The sequence below is a fragment of the Streptomyces sp. P5F9 genome (assembly GCF_057961495.1).
In genome coordinates, this window is sequence record NZ_JBXVPZ010000690.1 from 1 (window position 1) to 3688 (window position 3688).

The 3688-nt window shown below is 67.4% G+C and carries 4 protein-coding genes; 2 read left to right on the plus strand and 2 right to left on the minus strand.

The features are described from left to right. Nucleotides 1–202 (minus strand): hypothetical protein (locus tag AC31A1_RS48525; RefSeq protein WP_489659447.1); only part of this gene is annotated, 202 nt, incomplete at its 3' end. A 147-nt stretch (nt 203–349) separates the two neighbouring features. Beyond that, complete coding sequence (locus AC31A1_RS48530) at nt 350–1039, minus strand: glycosyltransferase family protein (protein WP_489659448.1); 690 nt, start codon at nt 1037–1039, stop codon at nt 350–352. 516 nt (nt 1040–1555) lie between these two features. Here AC31A1_RS48530 and AC31A1_RS48535 point away from each other — a divergent pair. Continuing rightward, nucleotides 1556–2761, plus strand: a complete 1206-nt coding sequence (locus AC31A1_RS48535) for a glycosyltransferase (protein WP_489659449.1) — start codon at nt 1556–1558, stop codon at nt 2759–2761. Between the two features lie 93 nt (nt 2762–2854). Next, nucleotides 2855–3241 carry a cupin domain-containing protein gene (locus tag AC31A1_RS48540; RefSeq protein ID WP_489659450.1) on the plus strand — a complete coding sequence of 129 codons (387 nt, stop codon included), beginning with the start codon at nt 2855–2857 and terminating at the stop codon, nt 3239–3241. Nucleotides 3242–3688: the final 447 nt, after the last annotated feature.

Below are 3688 nucleotides of genomic sequence, written 5' to 3' on the forward strand. Positions count from 1 at the left end.
GCACCGGGGTGGCGGTACGGCCTGCTCCCTGACGCGACGAACCCGTCTCGTTCACGCCGATGACGGCGAGTTCTCCCGGCCGATCGAGGCGGCCATCGACCTCGCCGGTGCACTCAACTCGGCCGCCCGGCAGACCCCGTACGGCTGGTCCGCCATCTGGTGCGGGTCCGGCCAACGCGGTGGTCGTCGTAGTACCCCGCACGGCCGTGATGCACGAGAGCGGCTACCCGACCGAACAGTGCCTCCTGATTCACCTCGCCACGATGAAACGGTCGTGCCCCTCAGGCGATGCCCTTTCCGGTGAGAACGGCAGTGCCGTCCGCGCACAAGTTCATCGGCGCCCCAGGAGTCAGCCCGCGGTGGTGTTGTAGTTGACGATCCGCTCCACGATGAGGGCGACCGCACCGGCCAGCGGGCTGTCCGCCCCTTTGCTCGCCACGTCGGGCAGCCGGTGTGCCTCCTCCTCGGTGACCGCCACCATGCCCCAGAACGCGTTGAAGCCCGATGGATCCGATGGCTTGTCGGTGGCCGCCCGAACCGTCAGGATGCCGTCCCCCTCGACCACGGCCAGCGCGCCCATCTGCCGGAGGGTGTCGGGGTCCCGCTCCTCGGCGGCCACAACGCTCCAACCCGCGACCTCTGTCTGTCGCAACGCGGCGAGGAGACTGCCGGCACTACCCGCGCCGGAGACAACGATGTCGGGCAGGACAAGGGCCACCGGCCCCTGCGTCATCGGCAGAGCGGACCGGATCGCGCCGTCGAGATCCGGTTCAAGCGAATGGTCCTGGTAGACAAAGACCATTTGAAACGTCTCGGCGTACCGCGCGAGATAGCTCACTGTGTCCAGCTTGTGTGCCCCGATCACGACGACCAGGCGCACGTTGAGTCCGCTCTTGGCCAGCTCGACAACGGCCTCCAGGCTGCGGTCCAGCACAGTGACCCCGGGAGCCAGGCAGTGCAGCTCCTTCGAGTAGGGCGCCCCGAAGCGCGTCGCGAACCCGGCGCAGGGCAAGATGATCGAAACGTCAGGAACGGGCACGGACGAACTATGCATTGAGTGGCTCTCAGATTGTGTCGACGATCGGGAACCTTGCGCACTTCGCCGGGTACGGGTAGGGACGGCCCAAGATCAACGCCACACACACCGTCGGCCTGGAAGGAACGCCGGCGTTCACCGTAGTCACCGAGGACAGCTCCGTGGGGGGAGGGGGCGAACGTTGATCGACGTGATTGTCCCCAAGGTGCCGGGTGGGTATTCGCCGCTACCGGCGAAGGAAGAAGTCGGCCTCGAAACAGCCGAGTTGGCCCACGAGAGGGACGAGACCGGCCGTCGGTCACCGTACGGCGCTCCCGAACCGGTACTTGGCCGGCGTCGAACGCTTCCAACTCCGGTACGACGGCGCTGACTTGTGTGGGCACCCGGGCGAGGGCGAGGCGCGCGGATACCGGCGTCCCCGTGTTCGAGGACCACTGCCACGTTCAGGATCATGCGACGTACACTGCTGCCGCGCACGGGCTGAAACGTACGGGTAGACCGAACGAAAGAGGACGCCGAATGCGGGTGTTGTTGTCCACGTACGGGACGCGGGGCGATGTCGAACCGCTGGTGGCACTCGCGGTGCGGCTGCGGGAGCTCGGCGTGGAGGTGCGGATGTGCGCCCCGCCCGACGAGGAGTTCGCGCAGCGACTGACAGGTCTCGGGGTGCGACTGGTTCCGGTCGGGCCGCCCGTGCGGGAGTTGATGAGCGGGACGACGCTGCCGTCGGCGGCGGATCTGTCCCGGTACCGGACCGAGATGCTCGACGCACAGTTCGAGATCTTCCCTGCGGCGCTCGACGGATGTGACGCGTTGGTGGCGGCGGGTCTGGCGCAGATCGCCGCGCGGTCCGTGGCCGAGGCCGCGGGCGTCCGCTACGTGTACACGAGCTATTCGGCGGTCAACCTGCCGTCGCCGTACCATGCTCCGCCACCGCGGCCGGGCTGGCCGGAGCCGGAGGCGAACGACAATCTGACGCTGTGGGAGCTGGACGCCCGCAGCGTGAACGCGCAGTTCGCCGAGCCGCTCAACCGACACCGGGCGGTTCTCGGTCTGCCGCCGGTGGACAACGTCCGTGATCACGTCTTCACCGACCGGCCGTGGCTGGCGGCGGACCCGGTCCTGGGACCGTGGCGGGAGACCCCGGGCCTCGACGTGATCCAGACGGGTGCGTGGACACTGCCGGACGAACGCCCGCTGCCGGCCGAACTGGTGACGTTCCTGGACGCGGGCGCGCCGCCGGTCTACGTGGGATTCGGCAGCGTACGCCCGTCCCCGGACATCGCCCGCCGGGCCGTCGAGGTGATCCGCGCACAGGATCACCGTGTACTCGTCTCCCGCGGCTGGGCGGACCTGGACCTGGGCGACGACCGGGACGACTGCCTCGCCATCGGCGAGGTCAGCCATCAGCGTCTGTTCGAGAGGGTGGCCGCGGTGGTCCACCACGGCGGTGCGGGCACGACGCTGACGGCCGCCCGGGCGGGTGCGCCGCAGGTGGTGGTACCTCTCCAGTTGGCGGACAACCCCTACTGGGCCGGTCAGGTGGCAGACCTGGATCTCGGTGCGGCACTCGATAGTCCGACTCCGACGACCGAGTCCTTGAACGTCGCGTTCAAGACGGCCCTGGCACCTGAGACACGGGCGCGGGCCGAGGCTCTGGGCAGCCGGATCCGCACCGACGGAGCGGCGGTTGCCGCGAACCTGCTGGTCGACGCCATCCGGTGAGCCGATCCGGGCGAGAAGGAGTCCTGGTCGGCGGGAATCCGGCTGGAACTCCGGCAGGCGTGCGCAGGCGCTCGGCTGCTAGCGTTCCGGCGCATGGAAGACGGCGTGTACGTGGGTAATGCGGGCAAAGACGCGGCACTGGACCGGGGGTGGCTGCTCGGGCACTTCAAGGAGGAAGGCAGCCCTCTGCACAGCGACGCTGTGGAGGTCAAATGGGGCGTTCACCCGCGTGGCGAACAGCGAGCGCAGTGGGTGAAGGGTGAAGTGCGCGCAGCTGTCCTGGTCCTGATCTCAGGTCGCTTCCGTATGGAGTTCCCCGGTCGAAGCGTGCTGTTGGAAGAACAGGGCGACTATGTCGTCTGGGGCCAGGGAGTGGATCACTCCTGGGTCGCGGAGGATGAGTCCGTGGTACTGACTCTGCGCTGGCCTTCCGTGCCTGGATACGCCGTACCGCAGGAGGAAGAGCGGACGAGTTCGTAAGGCGGAGGACCGCCCGGCCAGCGTCTCCTGACCCGGTCGGGTCCGCCGGAACATGAGCCTTTCTTTGCCCGTAATGGCGTTTCGCCGCACTCCGGGGGAAGCGTGTGACGTTGTGGAACCTTTATTCCTATATGGGAGCTTCATGGGACTCTTTTTCGGTGTGGGTGTTCTGTGAGGTGCCGCGGAATGTCGAGTATTGACATGTCCTGAGCCCGTGATTGATGATTACGGCTGTGTCACGGAGTTCCGGAAGGGAATCCGGGAGCGCAGGAAAATAATGTGACCAGGTAATTGGCCAGTTATTTCGGGAATCGAATTATCGAATCGCCCGGCCGCTATAGGCCTCTTCGACGCGTGGACTCGCCCCCCTGTCAACCACCTGACTGCCGCCCCGTCCCACGGTGACGGTTCCGCGGTGACGGCGCCCCGCGTATCCCCGCCGTCGGC

Bases quoted from the DNA above. Each gene is read 5' to 3' on its own strand.
- AC31A1_RS48535 (WP_489659449.1), top strand. From the start codon at position 1,556: ATGCGGGTGTTGTTGTCCACGTACGGGACGCGGGGCGATGTCGAACCG.
- AC31A1_RS48540 (WP_489659450.1), top strand. From the start codon at position 2,855: ATGGAAGACGGCGTGTACGTGGGTAATGCGGGCAAAGACGCGGCACTG.